Source organism: Corallococcus terminator, from assembly GCF_003611635.1.
In the GTDB taxonomy this organism is placed as follows: domain Bacteria; phylum Myxococcota; class Myxococcia; order Myxococcales; family Myxococcaceae; genus Corallococcus; species Corallococcus terminator.
This window is the reverse complement of record NZ_RAVZ01000095.1, coordinates 14,385-29,208: the sequence shown is the minus strand read 5'-3', so window position 1 is coordinate 29,208 and position 14,824 is coordinate 14,385. Positions and strand designations below refer to the sequence as shown.

Annotated in this window: 15 protein-coding genes and 1 pseudogene; all 16 read right to left on the bottom strand. The window is 67.2% G+C overall.

Annotated features, from left to right (window positions below):
* Positions 1 to 904 (bottom strand): annotated as a pseudogene (locus tag D7V88_RS15760) (chromosome segregation protein SMC); the annotation flags it as partial.
* 101 nt (positions 905 to 1,005) lie between these two features.
* A complete protein-coding gene (gene rplS / locus D7V88_RS15755; protein ID WP_120541465.1) occupies positions 1,006 to 1,410 on the bottom strand; it encodes a 50S ribosomal protein L19 in 405 nt (134 codons plus the stop codon).
* 117 nt (positions 1,411 to 1,527) lie between these two features.
* Entirely contained in the window at positions 1,528 to 2,265 is a 738-nt protein-coding gene (trmD, locus tag D7V88_RS15750; RefSeq protein WP_120541464.1) for a tRNA (guanosine(37)-N1)-methyltransferase TrmD, read from the bottom strand.
* A complete protein-coding gene (gene rimM / locus D7V88_RS15745) occupies positions 2,262 to 2,807 on the bottom strand; it encodes a ribosome maturation factor RimM (protein ID WP_120541463.1) in 546 nt (181 codons plus the stop codon). Before rimM ends, trmD begins: the two co-directional genes overlap by 4 nt.
* Positions 2,804 to 3,088 carry a KH domain-containing protein gene (locus D7V88_RS15740; RefSeq protein ID WP_120541462.1) on the bottom strand — a complete coding sequence of 95 codons (285 nt, stop codon included), beginning with the start codon at positions 3,086 to 3,088 and terminating at the stop codon, positions 2,804 to 2,806. The genes rimM and D7V88_RS15740 overlap by 4 nt, the downstream gene beginning before the upstream one ends.
* Before the next feature lie 23 nt (positions 3,089 to 3,111).
* Positions 3,112 to 3,372, bottom strand: coding sequence for a 30S ribosomal protein S16 (gene rpsP, locus D7V88_RS15735; protein ID WP_120530934.1), 261 nt, complete (start codon positions 3,370 to 3,372; stop codon positions 3,112 to 3,114).
* Positions 3,373 to 3,472: 100 nt separating this feature from the next.
* Positions 3,473 to 4,603, bottom strand: a complete 1,131-nt coding sequence (rlmN, locus tag D7V88_RS15730; RefSeq protein ID WP_120541461.1) for a dual-specificity RNA methyltransferase RlmN — start codon at positions 4,601 to 4,603, stop codon at positions 3,473 to 3,475.
* A gap of 89 nt (positions 4,604 to 4,692) precedes the next feature.
* Entirely contained in the window at positions 4,693 to 5,508 is an 816-nt protein-coding gene (locus tag D7V88_RS15725) for a siderophore-interacting protein (RefSeq protein ID WP_120541460.1), read from the bottom strand.
* A gap of 202 nt (positions 5,509 to 5,710) precedes the next feature.
* Positions 5,711 to 6,136: a nucleoside-diphosphate kinase gene (gene ndk, locus D7V88_RS15720; RefSeq protein WP_120541459.1), complete on the bottom strand. Its 426-nt coding sequence runs from the start codon at positions 6,134 to 6,136 to the stop codon at positions 5,711 to 5,713.
* Between the two features lie 38 nt (positions 6,137 to 6,174).
* Positions 6,175 to 7,074: a succinate--CoA ligase subunit alpha gene (gene sucD / locus D7V88_RS15715; protein WP_120530930.1), complete on the bottom strand. Its 900-nt coding sequence runs from the start codon at positions 7,072 to 7,074 to the stop codon at positions 6,175 to 6,177.
* A 30-nt stretch (positions 7,075 to 7,104) separates the two neighbouring features.
* Entirely contained in the window at positions 7,105 to 8,265 is a 1,161-nt protein-coding gene (sucC, locus tag D7V88_RS15710; protein WP_120541458.1) for an ADP-forming succinate--CoA ligase subunit beta, read from the bottom strand.
* A 327-nt stretch (positions 8,266 to 8,592) separates the two neighbouring features.
* On the bottom strand, positions 8,593 to 9,399 hold the full coding sequence (gene sdhB / locus D7V88_RS15705; RefSeq protein WP_120541457.1) for a succinate dehydrogenase iron-sulfur subunit: 807 nt from the start codon (positions 9,397 to 9,399) through the stop codon (positions 8,593 to 8,595).
* A gap of 87 nt (positions 9,400 to 9,486) precedes the next feature.
* Positions 9,487 to 11,364 (bottom strand): succinate dehydrogenase flavoprotein subunit, encoded by a 1,878-nt coding sequence (sdhA, locus tag D7V88_RS15700; RefSeq protein ID WP_120541456.1) that lies wholly within the window; start codon positions 11,362 to 11,364, stop codon positions 9,487 to 9,489.
* A 232-nt stretch (positions 11,365 to 11,596) separates the two neighbouring features.
* Positions 11,597 to 12,538 (bottom strand): malate dehydrogenase, encoded by a 942-nt coding sequence (gene mdh, locus D7V88_RS15695; RefSeq protein ID WP_120530926.1) that lies wholly within the window; start codon positions 12,536 to 12,538, stop codon positions 11,597 to 11,599.
* A gap of 30 nt (positions 12,539 to 12,568) precedes the next feature.
* Entirely contained in the window at positions 12,569 to 13,864 is a 1,296-nt protein-coding gene (icd, locus tag D7V88_RS15690) for an NADP-dependent isocitrate dehydrogenase (RefSeq protein WP_120541455.1), read from the bottom strand.
* A 178-nt stretch (positions 13,865 to 14,042) separates the two neighbouring features.
* A complete protein-coding gene (locus D7V88_RS15685) occupies positions 14,043 to 14,588 on the bottom strand; it encodes an ATP-binding protein (protein WP_120541454.1) in 546 nt (181 codons plus the stop codon).
* Positions 14,589 to 14,824 lie beyond the last annotated feature (236 nt).

Here is a 14,824-nt window from a genome sequence, read left to right as displayed (position 1 = left end):
GTGCGCCCGACCCCAGGCCGCCCCAGAAGTAGCGGTTCTGGGTGAGCGGCGGCACCTTCAACGCCGCGTCCTCCAGCTCCGGGTCGCGGTCCGTCTCCAGCCGAGCCAGCGCCTCATCCCGCCGCGCCACCGCCTTCGGATGCCGCTTCACGCGCGTGAGGATGTCCTGGGGCAGGCCCAGCGACTCTGGAGAAGGCGCCGCGCGCCAGGCCTTCTCCGCCTCCACGATGGCTTCCTTGAGACCCTCGCCACCCCGGAGCTTCGAGTCCGCCTCGAAGATGAGCGACGACAGTTCGTCCACCTTGAACTGGAGCTGATCCACCTCGCGGGAGACGACGATCTCCTTCTCCAGCGCCTTCACCTTCGCCTCGGCGGCCTGGAGATCCTCCGCGGGTCGCACCGCGCTGGCCGTCGCCAGGGACGGCGTGCTGCCGGAGGCCTTCGCTGCGGCCACCTGGGCGGACGCCTTGCGAGGCCGACGGGACGGCAGCATCACCAACTGGAGGCAGTACACCTGTTCGAACGTGGTGCGCGGCGGCAGGCCCGCCTGGCCCCGCAGGTACTGGTTGATCTCCGCCGTGTCCGACGACATCAGCTCCGGCTGGCTGGTGGTGGGATTGAGCCGGTGCAGCGAACCGGAACCGCCCAGCTCGCGCAGCACCCGGTACGTCATCCCGTCCTGGCCCACGAACGTCAGCGCGGCCTTGCCGGAGCGCCCGCCCGAGCCCACGAAGCTGGAGTCACCGCCCCGACCATCCGAGAACAGCAGCGACAGCGACAGGCCCGCCAGCGGCAACACATCCGCCGTCGGCGGCTTGAGGATGAGGTACCCGGTCTTCAACGGGAAACGGCCAGCGGGGGAAAACCCGCGGACGTTTTGGATGGCAACCTCGACGAAGTGCATGGCGTGTGCAGTCTAGCCCGAACGAAAAAAGGAGCGTCCAGTGACGGACGCTCCTTCTCGCACGCGGCCACGAAGGCCGCGAGAGGGTTTCTCAGGACCTACTAGCCCTGGGCAGCGGCGGCAGCGAGCTTGGCGGCCTTCTTCGCGGCGCGCTCCGGATCGACCTGCACGTCGACGCGAGAGGCCTTGCCCTTCAGGTCGCGGAGGTAGAAGAGGCGCTTGCGGTTCACGTCGCCGCGGGTGAGGACCTCGATCTTCTCGTAGCGGGGGCTGTGGATGGGGAAGATGCGCTCCACGCCGACGCCGAAGGACATCTTGCGCACGGTGAACGTGGCGCGGTTGGTGCCCTTGGTCTTGCGGATGACCACGCCCTCGAAGGCCTGCACGCGCTCCTTCTCGCCTTCCTTGACCTTCCAGTGGACGCGAACGGAATCACCCGTACGGAACTGGGTGAGGTCCTGGCGCAGGAACTTGTTTTCGACGTGCTGAATGAGGCTGCGGCGCATGACGACTCCAAAAAGCGGAACTTGACGCGTAGGACGCGTGGAAAGAGCGGGCCGTACTAGCAGAGACTGCCGTGTCGGACAAGCCCGCTTCGAAGGGTTCCGCGAGGACGCGCAGGGTTACAACTCTTCCTCACCCCTGGCGAGCAGTTTCTGATCCGCCTTGCCAAACTCCAGCCGCGAATACAGATCGGGACGCCTCGCCTGGGTGAGCTTGATGGCCTTCCAACGACGCCACCGCGCGATCCTGGCGTGATCGCCGGACTGGAGCACGGCCGGGACCTCGACCCCCCGGAAGACAGGCGGCCGGGTGTAGTGCGGGTACTCGAGCAGGCCTTCCTCGAAGCTCTCCGCCACCGAGGACGCCTCGTTGCCCAGCACGCCCGGCACCAGTCGCGTCACGGCGTCCACCACCGCCATCGCCGCGATCTCACCGCCCGTGAGGACGAAGTCTCCCAGGGACAGCTCGCCATCCAGGAACGGCATCACCCGTTCGTCCACGCCCTCATACCGGCCGCAGACCAGGATCAGCCCGCCCTCGTGGCGCACCAGCTCGCGCGCGGTGGCCTGGGTGAAGACAGGGCCCCGGGGGCTCATGAGCAGCGCCTTCGCCCCGGGCAGGCGGGCGCGCGCGGCCTCGATGGCGGCCACCAGCGGTTCGGGCTTCATCACCATGCCGGCGCCCCCGCCATAGGGCGAGTCGTCGGTGACGTGGTGCTTGCCCACGGCGAAGTCCCGCACGTCGGTGAGCGTGACGGAGAAGAGCCCCTTCTCTTGCGCCTTGCCGAGGATGCTCGCGCCCAGATAGCCGGACAGCATCCCCGGAAACAGCGTGAGGATCTCCACGGGGTAGCTCACCCCGCGTCTCCGTCGTCGCGCCCTTCGACCTCCAGGTATTCGGGAGGACGGATCACGATGCGCCCCGCGGCGATGTCCACCGACGGAACGAACTCGTCCGCGAAGGGCACCACCAGTTCGGGACGGCCCTTCGCACGGATCACCAGGTTGGGAACTTCACCCGTGGCCCAGACCTCTTCCACCGTGCCCAGGGAAGCCCCCTGCTCGTCCACGGCGGCGAGCCCCACGAGGTCGCCCTGGAAGAACTCACCCTCCTCGGGCGGCTCCAGGTCCTCGCGGTAGACGAACACCTTCGAGCCCACCAGGGCCTCGGCGGCGACGCGCGTCTCCACGCCTTCGAAGCCGAGCAGGTCTTCCTTGTTCGCGCCGCGGAAGGACTCCACCACCATCTCCCGCTCCTCACCGGAGCGCAGACGCAGGCGGACGCGATCGACGGTGCCCAGGGTCTCCGAGGCAGGGTCGAAGCTGCGGACCGCCACCTCGCCCTTCAGACCGTGCGCACGGGCCACATAGCCCAGCTCCAGACACGTGGAAGTGCTCACCGCGCGGCGTCCGGAGCAGGCGGCACCAGGGGAGAACCCGGGGCACGCCGATCGTCGAGAATCTCCAGGCGGACCTTCTGGCCCAGCTTCTGGGCGGCGGCATTGAGCAGCGTCCGGAGGGCGTTCACCGTGCGCCCATCACGACCGATGACCTTGCCGACGTCCTCGGGGGCGACCTTCAGCTCGAAGAGCTGGCCGCCATCCGCCTCGGAGATGCGCAGGGTGACCTGGTCCGGTTGATCGACCAGGGCCTTCGCCAGATACGTGAGCAGCGGCTCCACGTCTTGTCCAGACGGGTGCGAGCTCAGGCGGTGGTCGCCGGGGCCTGCTTCTTCGCCGTCTTGATCAGGTCCGCGACCGTCTCCGAGGGCACCGCGCCGCTCTTGATCCAGTAGGCCAGACGCTCCTCGTTGAACTGCACCTTCGCGGGGCTGTGGTTGGGGTCGTAGGAGCCGACCTGCTCCAGGAACTTGCCGTCGCGCGGGCTGCGCGAGTCGGTGGCAACCACGTGGTAGTACGGCATCTTCTTGGCGCCCGCGCGGGCAAGACGGAGGACAACGGCCATGGAACGCTCCAGCGAACAGGTGACTTCAACAGTAACAGGCGGAGGGGGGCGCTCTTAGCGCCCCTACATCGGGATTGTCAAGGAAGCTCGGGTGCTTATGTCACGTCGGGGCTTCCGCGGTCGCTTCGCCCCGGTTGGCGAGCTGGCCACAGGCGCCGGCGATGTCCCGGCCCCGGTTCCTGCGGATGTAGGCCGCGACGTGGGCCTCGGAGAGGATGGCGCGAAACTCCTCCGCGCGGGCCTCGCCGGTGGTCTGGAACCCCAGGCCGGGGTTCTCGTTGTACGGGATCAGGTTCACCTTCGCCGGGATGTCCCGCAGCAGCTCCCGGAGCCGGTGCGCGTCCTCGTCGGTGTCGTTGAAGCCCTTGAGCAGCACGTACTCGAAGGTGATGCGCCGGCCCTGGCGCAGCGGGAACTTGCGGCACGCGTCCAGCAACGCCGCGATGTTCCACTTGCGGTTGACCGGCATCGTCTTGCTGCGCTGCTCGTCCGTGCTGGCGTTGAGCGAGATGGCCAGCTTGACGTCCGTCTCCTGACCGAAGCGTTCGATCATGGGCACCAGGCCCACGGTGGAGACGGTGATGTGACGGTGGCTGAAGTTGGGCCCATCCTGCGACTGGAGGATGGCGAGCGCCGTCTTGAGGTTCTCGAAGTTGTGCAGCGGCTCGCCCATGCCCATGAACACCAGGTTCGTGAGTGGACGGAGCGTCTCCAGGGACTCGTTGCGCCGCACCTCGCGGTTCACCGCGTGCACCTGGGCGACGATCTCCCCGGGCGTGAGGTTGCGCTTGAGCCCCAGCGTGCCCGTCATGCAGAAGGTGCACGCCATCGCGCAGCCCACCTGGGTGGACACGCAGAGCGTCTTGCGGTCCTCCGACGGCATGTAGACGGATTCGATGAAGCGCCCGTCGCGCGTCTTGAAGCGGTACTTGATGGTCCCGTCGACGCTGCGCTGCTCCAGGTCCTTCACCAGCGGGACGATCTCCGCCTGGACCTTGAGCTTCTCGCGCAGGCCCTTGGACAGGTCCGTCATCTCATCGAACGTCGTGGCCCCGCGCTGGTGCAGCCAGCGGTAGAGCTGGGCCGCGCGGAAGGCGCGCTCGCCCAGTTGCTCGCTCAGGAACAGGGCGAGCTTCTCCTTGGACAAGCTGGCCACGTCGACCAGCTTCGCCGGCGTGGGCGCGGGCAGGGGCTCGGTGACGGGAAGGACTGTGGCGGTGGACTCGGACATCGTTCAGTCAGGCCTAACGGAAGGCAGCAGGGCGTGCTTCCCACAACAAGGCACGGCAAGTCAAAGGAGGGGCACGCCCCCTTCCCTGCCTACCCCTTGGAATCGTGATGCTCGGCGGCGCCGCGCTTCCAGTAGCCCGTCACGCGCATCCAGTCCTTGTTGAGACCGCGCTCGCCCACCAGGTGTTCCCGGATGGGCTTGAGCGACGTGGCCTCGCCCGCTACGAACACGAAGCCCTCCCCGGGGGGCTGGGTCCACGCCCGCAGCGCCTCCTCCAGGTGCTTCGTCGTGCCCGCTTCCGCGCTTCCCCGGTGCAGCCAGGTGAGCTTCAGGTCCGCCCGGCTGTCGATGCGCTGCTCCTCCGACGCGTCGGACACCTCGATGAAGGCGAACGCGCGCTTCCCCGCCGGCAGCTCCTCCAGGCGGCGGGCAATGGCCGGCAGCGCGCTCTGGTCGCCCGCGAGCAGGTACCAGTCGAAGTCGTCCGCCACGTCATGCGTGCTGCGAGGACCGCCAATGCCCAGGAAGTCACCCGGCTTCGTGTTGGCGGCCCACTGGCACGCGGGGCCTTCCCCGTGCAGCACGAAGTCGATGTCCAGCTCGCCCGCCTTCGGATCAAACCGGCGCGGCGTGTAGTCGCGCGACGCGGGCTTCGTGAGCCCCTCCGGCATGCTGAGGCCATGGGGGCCCACCACCGGCATGTTCGGCTTCTTCGCGCCGGGCTCCGCGAAGAACACCTTCACGTGGTCGTCCGCGCCGGGCGTGGTGAAGCCCTCCAGCTCCGGGCCTCCCAGCGTCACCCGCAGCATTTGCGGCGTCAGTTGCGTCACCCGCAGCACTTCCAGCAGCCGCAACTTGACCGGGAACGGCCCCCGACGATTCACGCGCTCTGATCCACCACTCATACGTTCTTCCTTGCCGATAGTGACTTGCATTATCGGTAGCAAGGACCGTCCGGGAGGGCAACCGGATACCGCCCATGGAAAGCGATGTCCAAGCGGGCGACCAGGCGCGAGAAAAGACGACGGCCCGGGCCTGCGCCTTCGAGGGGCGTGGGCTCCGGGCCGCAAGTCCTGCCCAGCGCGGTGGCTGGACGAAGCGTGACGACTAGTACTTCTGGATCTCGGTCTCGCGGAAGAAGTACGCGATCTCGTTCTTCGCGTTCTCCAGGCTGTCCGAGCCATGCACCGTGTTCGCGTCGATGCTGTCCGCGAAGTCCGCGCGGATGGTGCCCTTCTCGGCCTTCTTCGGATCCGTGGCGCCCATGAGGTCGCGGTTGGCGAGGACCGCGTTCTCACCCTCCAGCGCCATCACGACCACCGGGCCGGAGATCATGAAGGCGACCAGGTCCTTGAAGAAGCCGCGGGCGCTGTGGACCGCGTAGAAGCCTTCCGCTTCCTTCTGGGACAACTGCTGCAGGCGGATGGCGACGGGCGTCAGGCCCTTCTCCTCGAAGCGGGAGATGATCTTCCCGATCACGTGCTTCTTGAGCCCGTCCGGCTTGATGATGGAAAGCGTGCGCTCGATGGCCATGGCGTTGAGTCCTCGTGTGGTTTCGCGGGGATGACTGCTTAGCGGTTCTTCTTGGGGGCGCCGCGCTTGACGACTTCCTGCAGCGTGGTGCCCAGCTCGGCGGGGCTGGCGGCCATCAGGATGCCCGCGGCCTCCATCGCCTTGATCTTCTCGCCGGCCGTACCCTTGCCGCCGGAGATGATGGCGCCCGCGTGGCCCATGCGCTTGCCCGGGGGCGCGGACTGACCGGCGATGAAGCCGGCGATCGGCTTGGTGAACTCACGGGCCACGTACTCCGCGCCCGCCTCTTCGGCGCTGCCGCCGATCTCACCAATCATGATCACCGCGTCCGTCTCCGGATCCGCGTTGAAGAGCTTCAGCACGTCCACGAAGTCGGTGCCGTTGACGGGGTCGCCGCCAATGCCCACCGCCGTGGACTGGCCCAGGCCCAACTGCGTGAGCTGGTGCACGGCCTCATAGGTCAGCGTCCCGGAGCGCGACACCACGCCGATGCGGCCCGGCTTGTGGATGTGGCCCGGCATGATGCCGATCTTGCACTTCGCGCCGGGGGTGATGACACCCGGGCAGTTCGGGCCGATGAGGCGCACCGACTTGCCCTGCAGGTACCGCTTGGCGCGGATCATGTCGTTGACGGGGATGCCCTCGGTGATGGTGATGATGAGGGAGATGCCCGCGTCCGCGGCCTCCATGATGGAGTCGGCGGCGAAGGGCGGCGGCACGAAGATGACGGACGTGTTCGCGCCCGACTGCTTCACGGCGTCAGCCACCGAGTTGAACACGGGGACCTTGCCCTCGAAGTCGGTGCCGCCCTTGCCCGGCGTGACACCGCCCACCAGCTTCGTCCCGTACTCCAACATCTGCTTGGCGTGGAAAGAGCCCGCCGAGCCGGTGATGCCCTGGACGAGGACCTTCGTATTCTCGTTGACGAGGATGCTCATGGCGTTCCTTCAGGAAAGAGTGCGCGACGACTACTGGATCGCCGCCACGGCCTTCTCAGCCGCCTGGCGCAGGTTGTCCGCGGGAGTGATGGCGAGCCCGGAGTTGCGGAGGAGGTCCTTGCCCTTCTCCACGTTGGTGCCCTCAAGCCGCACGACGAGCGGGATCTTGAGCTGCACTTCCTTGGCCGCCGCGATGATGCCCTCGGCGATGACGTCGCACTTCATGATGCCGCCGAAGATGTTGACGAGCACCGCCTTGACCTGGGGATCCGCGAGGATGAGCTTGAAGGCCGCCGTCACCTTCTCCTTGTTCGCGCCACCGCCCACGTCCAGGAAGTTGGCCGGCGCACCGCCCACCAGTTTGATGGTGTCCATGGTGGCCATGGCCAGACCGGCGCCGTTCACCATGCAGCCGATGTTGCCGTCCAGCGCGATGTAGGCCAGGTCGAACTCCTTGGCCTGCGTCTCGCGGGGCTCCTCTTCCGCGACGTCGCGGTACTCCAGCAGGTCCTTGTGCCGGTAGAGCGCGTTCTCGTCGAAGGTGACCTTCGCGTCGAGCGCCACCACGCCGCCATCCTTCAGGATGACCAGCGGGTTGACCTCCACGAGCGCCGCGTCCGTCTCCATGAACATCCGGTAGAGCGCGGAGCAGAACTGCACGAACTTGTTCACCGTGGGGCCCGTCAGGCCCAGCCCGAAGGCCAGCTTGCGGCCCTGGAAGTCCAGGAAGCCCACCGCCGGATCCACCGACTCGCGGAGGATCTTCTCCGGGTGGTGCTCGGCCACTTCTTCAATCTCCACGCCGCCCTCGCGGGACGCCATGAAGGTGATACGGCTGGAAGCGCGGTCGAGCGTCACGCCCAGGTACAGCTCCTGGCCGATGGCGAGCCCTTCCTCGATGTAGACCTTGTGGACCGTCTGCCCTTCCGGGCCGGTCTGGATGGTCTTGAGCTTCATGCCCAGCATCTGGCTGGCGAGCTCCTTGGCCTCCGCGGGGCTCTTGGCCAGCTTCACGCCGCCGCCCTTGCCGCGGCCACCCGCGTGGATCTGCGACTTCACCACGACGACCGGCGTGGCCAGCGTCTTCGCCGCGGCCTCCGCTTCGTTGGGGGAGAGCGCGAGGATGCCGCGCGGCGTGGGCACGCCATACTTCCGGAAGAGTTCCTTGCCCTGGTACTCGTGGATCTTCATCGAATCTCCGGGTGGGACGAGGGGAGACGGGGACGGCCCCATCGGGGCTGTCAACGCCGGCCCTCATTGCGCAGAAAGCGACGCTTGGCAAGGCCGTTTGGCCCCCAGCGTCGTCGCGGGACACACGCCCCGTCCCCGACATAACCCCCGGTGTCCGGGTGGATGAGCGGGCCTTCAGCCCACTGCCCCACCAGCCCCCACCGGGTGGAAGGCCTGGCTGGCAGGCCCCCTTCCCCCGGTGATGAAACGACCGCGGCCCCGCCCAGCGCCCTCGAAGGGGACGCTGACACGGGGCCGCGAGGAGGCACGAGAAGCGTGCGGGAGGGACTACCCCGGACCGCTCGACGCCTTCTGCTCCTCTTCCTTGAAGAAGATGTCCTTGATCATCAGCTTGCTGACCTCGCGGTTCATCACCGCGATGGAGGTCGTCAGCGGGATCTCCTTCGGGCAGACCTTCACGCAGTTCTGCGCCTTGCCGCAGTCCTGGATGCCGCCGGGGCCCATGAGGGAGCGCGTGCGCTCCTCCGCGTTGAGCTTGCCCGTGGGGTTCATGTTGAACAGGCGGGCCTGACTGATGGCGGCGGCGCCGATGAAGTCGTTGTCCACCGTCACCTGCGGGCACGCCTCCAGGCAGCTACCGCAGGTGATGCACGTGGACAGCACGTACATCACGGAGTGGTCCTTCTGCGACTGGCGCGGGCCGGGGCCCAGGTTGTACGTGCCGTCGACGGGGATCCAACCCTTCACGCGCTTGAGCGCGTCGAACATGCGCTCGCGGTCCACGGTGAGGTCGCGCACCACCGGGAACTTCTTCATCGGCTCCAGGGTGATGGGCTGCTCCAGCTTGTCCACCAGCGCGGAGCACGCCATGCGCACCCGGCCGTTGATGTTCATCGCGCAGCTACCACACACCTCTTCGAGGCAGGCGGCGTCCCAGATGACCGGGGCGACCTTCTTGCCGTCGGAGGTGACGGGGTTGCGCTGGATCTCCATCAGACAGGAGATGACGTTGGCGCCCTTGCGATAGGGGACCTTGAACTCGTCGAAGTGGCCCGGCTGGTTCGGATCATCCTGCCGCCAGATGCGGAAGGAGATGGTCTGGGTGCTGACGGCGCTGGCCTGTGCGGTGTCCATGGTGCTCGAGCCCTTCCCTTCACTGCCAAATCAGGTAGCGGATTCCCGCGCCATGGTGCGCGCGGGTCCGAAAAACAGTCGCCCCGCCTATGCGTACCAGCGCGGCTCGGGAGCCAGCACCGGCGTCGGCAGGTCCTGGTAGGAGATCTCCGGGCCCTGGGAGGCGTAGCTGGCGATCGTCGTCTTCGCCCACTTGTCGTGGCGCTTCTGCCACAGCTCCATCCAGCTCGGATCCTGACGCGGATCCTTCGTCTTGGGCTCCGGCAGGGAGAAGTCCGGCTTGTAGTGGGCGCCGCGGCTCTCGTCGCGCATGAGGGCGCTGGTGGCGATGACCTCGCCCAGCTCCAGCATGTTCCACACCTGGTTGGTGTACGACAGCGCCCGGTTGGCGACCACGCCCGTGTCCAGCACGTTGACGCGGTTCCAGCGGTCCTTCAGGTCGCGGATGCTCTCCACCGTCTTCTTCAGGCGGTCGTTGTAGCGCACCACGGTGCAGTTCTCCGTCATCACGTCGCCCAGCTCCTTGGCGATCTGATACGGGTTCTCCGCGCCATTCATGGCCTTGATGGTCGCGAAACGGTCCACCCAGTAGCTCTTCGCGTCGTTGAAGTACTTCTCCGGGCTCGCCGCCGCGCTGACGTCCTGCGACTTGGCGAAGGACGCCATCGCCGGGCCGCCGATCATGCCCGAATAGATGCACGACAGGAGCGAGTTCGCGCCCAGGCGGTTCGCGCCGTGGAAGGCGCCGTCCGCCTCGCCCGCCGCGTACAGGCCTGGGATGCGGGTGGTCTGGTTCGTCGGGCTGCCGTCCAGCGGGGTGTTCGTCTTGGAATCCTTCTCGAAGGACACGTGCAGGCCGCCCATCGAGTAGTGCATGCCCGGGAAGATGACCATCGGCGTGTGGCGCGGATCATCTCCGACGAACTTCTCGTAGATCTCCATGACGCCCTTGATCTTCGCGTCCAGCGTCTTGGCCGGGATGTGCGTCACGTCCAGGTACACGCCGTCGCGCCCGCCCAGGCCCATGCCCAGGTCGCGGCAGACCATGAAGATCTCGCGCGTCGCGACGTCGCGCGGCACCAGGTTCTTGTACTTGGGGTATTTCTCTTCCAGGAAGTACCAGCGCTCCGACTCCGGGATCTCCTTGGGGGCGCGCACGTCGCCCTTCTTGCGCGGCACCCAGACGCGGCCGCCCTCGCCGCGCACCGACTCGCTCATCAGGCGCAGCTTGTCCTCGCCCGGGATGGAGGTCGGGTGCACCTGGATGAACTCGCCGTTGGCGTACAGCGCGCCTTCCATGTACGCGCGGCCCGCGGCGGTGCCGGTGTTGATGATGGAGTTGGTGGAGCGTCCGAAGACGATGCCCGGACCACCCGTGGCGAGGCACACGGCCTCCGCCGGGAAGGTGCGGATCTCCATGGTGCGCAGGTCCATGGCCACGCTGCCGATGCAGCGGCCATTGCCGTCCTTCACCGTGCCCAGCCACTCCCAGTACTCGTACTTGGTGACCTTGCCCTCCGCCTCATAGCGGCGCACCTGCTCGTCCAGCGCGTACAGGAGCTGCTGGCCGGTGGTGGCGCCCGCGAAGGCGGTGCGGTTGTGCAGGGTGCCGCCGAAGCGGCGGAAGTCCAGCAGGCCTTCCGGCGTGCGGTTGAACGTCACGCCCATGCGGTCCAGAAGGTAGATGATGCCAGGCGCCGCGTAGCACATGCCCTTCACGGAGACCTGCTCCGCGAGGAAGTCGCCGCCGCGCAGCGTGTCCATCACGTGGATGTCCGGGTGGTCACCCTCACCCTTCGTGTTGACCGCGCCGTTGATGCCGCCCTGGGCACAGACGGAATGCGAGCGTTTGACCGGGACGAGCGAGAGCACGTCCACCTGGTGACCCGCCTCCGCCAGCTTGATCGTCGTCATCAGCCCGGCGAGACCGCCGCCCACCACCGTGAATCGCGCTGCTGCCGCCATCATCGTCTCCTTGACTGCCAGACGCCGGGCCTGCCTGCGGTGGGTCGCACCAACGCACTTCGCGACACCTCCCCGCGCCCGAGCCATCCAGTGCGAGTCCTACACGCTAGTTAACTTGGAAAAATACCGCCGCAACGACGGTGCGCCGGACGATAAGCCCGGATCATTCGCGGCATCAGGCGGCGGCCCGCCGGCAGCATTCCGGCGGGCCCGACCGACCGATGCGGAGAGGCTACAGCTTGACGAGTTCGACCGTCTGCTTCACCGACTCGTAGGACTTCTTCAGTTCGGCCTTCTCCGCGTCGTTCAGCTCCACGGTGATGACCTTCTCCACGCCGCCCGCGCCGATCTGCACGGGGACGCCGAAGAAGAAGTCGCTGATGCCGTACTGGCCCTTGAGCATGGCCGCGGCCGGCAGGACGCGCTTGCGATCGAACAGGAAGCTCTCCGCCATGGCGATGGAGGAGGCGGCCGGCCCGAAGTAGGCGCTGCCCGTCTTGTACAGGCCCACCAGCTCCGCGCCGCCCTTGCGGGTGCGGTCGATGATGGCGTCCAGCTTGTCCTTGGCGATGAGCTGGGTGAGCGGCACGCCGCCCACGGTGCTGTGGCGCACGAGCGGGACCATGTCGTCGCCGTGGCCGCCGAGCACCAGCGCCTCCACGTCACGGATGGAGGAGCCCAGGGCCTCCGCCACGAAGCACTTGAAGCGGCTGGTGTCCAGCACGCCCGCCATGCCCACGACCATGTTGTCCGGCAGGCCGGCGATCTTGTGGAGCGCGTACACCATCGCGTCCAGCGGGTTCGCGACGTTGATCACGAAGGCGCCGGGGGCGTGCTGCTTGATGTTGGCCGCCACGTCCCGCATGATCTTCAGGTTGACGTCGAGCAGGTCCTCGCGCGTCATGCCCGGCTTGCGGGGCACGCCGGCCGTGATGATGATCACGTCCGAGCCCGCCACGTCCTTCCAGTCCGTGGAGCCGGTGACGCGACAGTCCAGGCCGTCCACCGCGGACAACTGGTTGATGTCCAGCGCCTTGCCCTTGACCAGACCTTCGGCCACCGGGATGTCGTAGAGCACGACGTCGCCGAGCTGCTTCTGGACCGCCAGCAGGGCCAGGTTGCCGCCGATCTGACCGCCGCCGATGAGGCCGATCTTCTTCTTCTTGTGCGCCATGGTTTCGCCCTCTTGCTTGCCGGGTGGGGACTACATGTTCTTGATGATGGCCTGACCGAACTCCGAGCACTTCACCTCGGTCACGGTGCCCTGCGACTCCAGCTTCATCAGGCGCGCGAAGTCGTACGTCACGGTGCGCGCGGCGATGGCGCGGTCCATGCCCTTGATGATCAGGTCCGCCGCTTCGTGCCAGCCCAGGTGGCGCAGCATCATCTCACCGGAGAGGATGACCGAGCCCGGGTTCACCTTGTCCAGGTCCGCGTACTTGGGGGCCGTGCCGTGCGTGGCCTCGAAGATGGCGTGGCCGCTGACGTAGTTGATGTTGCCGCCCGGCGCGATGCCGATGCCGCCCACCTGCGCCGCGAGCGCGTCCGACAGGTAGTCGCCGTTGAGGTTCAGCGTGGCGATGACGTCGAACTCGTCCGGACGGGTCAGCACCTGCTGCAGGGTGATGTCCGCGATGGAGTCCTTGACCAGGATCTTCCCCGCGCCCACGGCCGCCTTCTGCTCGGCGTTGGCGGCATCCTCGCCCTTGGCGGCCTTGGTCGCCTCCCACTGATCCCAGGTGTAGACCTTGTCACCGAACTCTTTCGCCGCGAGGTCGTAGCCCCACTTGCGGAAGGCGCCTTCGGTGTACTTCATGATGTTGCCCTTGTGGACGATCGTCACGCTCTTGCGCTTCAGGTCCACCGCGTACTGGATGGCGGCGCGCACGAGGCGCTCCGTGCCTTCCTTGGACACGGGCTTGATGCCGAAGCCGACGTCGTCCTGGAAGCGGACCTTCTTCGCGTCCTTGGGGAACTCCTGCTGCAGCCAGGCCTGGAACTTCTTGGCGGCCTCCGTGCCGGCCTCGAACTCGATGCCCGCGTAGATGTCTTCCGTGTTCTCACGGAAGATGACCATGTCCACCTTCTCCGGCTGCTTCACCGGGCTGGGCACGCCCTTGAAGTAGCGCACCGGCCGCAGGCAGACGTACAGGTCCAGCATCTGGCGCAGCGCCACGTTCAGCGAACGGATGCCGCCGCCCACCGGCGTCGTCAACGGGCCCTTGATGCCGACCAGGTACGTGCGGAACGCCTCGATCGTCTCATCCGGCAGCCAGTTGTTGACCTGCTTGAAGGACTTCTCTCCGGCGAGGACCTCGAACCAGGAGATCTTCTTCTTGCCGCCGTACGCCTTCTCCACCGCCGCGTCGAACACGGCCTGCGAGGCCTTCCAGATGTCGCGGCCGGTGCCGTCGCCCTCGATGTAGGGGATGATCGGGTTCGACGGCACGTTCAGCTTGCCGTTGTGCAGGGTGATCTTCTCGCCAGAGGGAGGCGCCATGAACGCAAACTCCTGAATAGGACCGGGTATTGAGAGGCGGCGGATACTCTGGAACCCGCCCCCGGTCGTCAAGGAGTTTGGCCGCGCGGCACCGGGTTTGGACGCACCGGTGGTGCGCCGCGCTTATCGCAGCCAATGGCCGAAAAAAGGCTGGGCCGCTTTTCCCAGGATTCGCGGGCTAGAAGCTGGCGAGGCCGGGCGCGGGGAGCTGGATGCTCACGCCGGTTCCCGTCTCCAGCCGCTCCACCGACAGCTCGCCCCCCATCGCGTCCACCAGCTCCCGCGCACGCGCGAGCCGCCGATGCGTGGTGCCCACACGAAGTGGGGACAGCACCACCGAGCGCACCTCCCGCTCGGACAGGGCCACCCCCGGCATCACCACCTGGAAGCGCGGGCCCACATCCCCGAAGTCGTCCGGGGGATCCACCACCACCCGCACCGTGCTGGCCTCGGGGGTCGCCGTGTCCGCCGCGTGGGCGATCAGCAACAGGAAGACCTGCTCCAGGCGGCGCCGGCTGACCCGGGCCATCACCGGATCCTCCGGCAGCTCCAGCGCCACCTCCACGCCATGCAGCCGCCGCGTCGCGCCCAGCAGTCCCAGCGCGTCGCGCGCGGAGGCGGCCACGTCCACCTGGAAGACGTCCGGCAGGTCCACCGATTCCAGAGCACCCGACACGAGCACCCCGTCCCCCGGTGACCCCTTCGTCTCGAGCGCTGCGCTCATACGCGTCTCCCCACCCTTGACCTGGAACGCCGACCATACCGGCCGCCTCTGACAGGCGTCCATTGCACGGCCGTCCGTCAGTGTTCGTTTCTCGGTTTCTGTTTGGGAGTCATTACAGTTATGCGCCATCTTGGCGGTGAAGATGTGCCTCCCGGGTACGTACTACTCCTCGGGAACCCCGTATTTCGCTCTGGGATTTTCCGTGCCCTGCCCTGGTCGGTTCTGACCCTGGGTGA